The sequence below is a fragment of the Intestinimonas sp. RTP31139st1_F5_RTP31139_211217 genome (genome assembly GCF_040226735.1).
GTDB classification, from domain to species: domain Bacteria; phylum Bacillota; class Clostridia; order Oscillospirales; family Oscillospiraceae; genus Intestinimonas; species Intestinimonas butyriciproducens.
Window position 1 is genome coordinate 1 of sequence record NZ_JBCOAQ010000095.1, and the last position, 1,019, is coordinate 1,019.

General features: G+C 67.2%; 2 protein-coding genes. Both read left to right on the forward strand.

Translation table 11 applies throughout. The annotated features are described in order from the left end of the window. A partial coding sequence (locus ABUA09_RS18300; protein ID WP_349949634.1) for a hypothetical protein occupies window positions 1–282 on the forward strand: 282 nt, incomplete at its 5' end. After that, window positions 279–809, forward strand: coding sequence for a hypothetical protein (locus tag ABUA09_RS18305; protein WP_349949635.1), 531 nt, complete (start codon window positions 279–281; stop codon window positions 807–809). The genes ABUA09_RS18300 and ABUA09_RS18305, both read left to right, overlap by 4 nt. The last annotated feature ends 210 nt before the right edge of the window (window positions 810–1,019 follow it).

Here is a 1,019-nt window from a genome sequence, read left to right on the forward strand (position 1 = left end):
CTGGTCACCGATGTGATGCAGACCCGGGATGGGACCCTCTCCGTGTGCCTGCTGGAGTTCAATGTCCCCCCCATCCTCAACAGCTTCGGCTTTTACGGCTTCCAGGTCCGGGACGAGTCCGGGCGGATCTACCGGGGCGGCGGACAGCGCTCCGGGAGCTATTTCCGCCGCAGCATCGACTCCTACCAGGACTTTCCGCCCACGGACAGCGTGACCCTCCTCTACGATGAGCCCGGCCGCGCCTGCCAACTCACCATCCCGCTGGAGGAGGTGACTCCATGAGCCTGCGCGCCAAGTTGCTGCGGAACCTGGCCCTCATCCTGGTCCTGAGCTGGGCCCTCCGCTCCTTTACCTCCAGCTATTTCACCCCGGAGGGGGCCTTCCGGGCCTCCGAGGCCGCCGCCAACCACGGCCCCTCCACCGTGGCCTATGTGGCGGAGGACGGCGGAACGCGCTGGTTTCTGGCCCGATACCTGGACTCCTGGTCCTTTGTCCCCATCTCCCGCCGAGGGCCCTTCTGGACCTTCGGCAGCCGGGCCACCCTGAGCATGGACGACAGCCGGCCCGTCCAGGCCTACTTTGGGGACGACATCTCCGACGGCGTGCTCTACGGCTACCGCGCCGCCCCGGCGGTGGAGGCCCTGGAGTTCCGCTTTCAGACCGAAGGGGGGCCCGTCTCCCTCTGGTGCCGGACCTTCCGGGAGGACCTCTTCCTCTGCTCCGCCCAGGGCTTCGTGCGGGATCAGGCCCTGGACTGCCGGGCCTACGGCCCCGGCGGGGCCCTCCGGTGGGAGGGCGGGATCATCTGACCGTTTTCCCGTGGTTTTTCTTCCATTTTATGGTATCCTCCCGGTAGACCATGCCGGGAGGATGCTTTTTATGCAGGAATTTGCCGCGCTGCTGCTCTTACTTTTGCTGCTGTGCCCCACCGCCCGCGGGGAGGAGGGTCCTGTTACCCGGGGCGGCTTCGTCTCCGCCCTGTGGGAGAGCGCCGGGGCCGTGCCCTACGATGCCCAGAC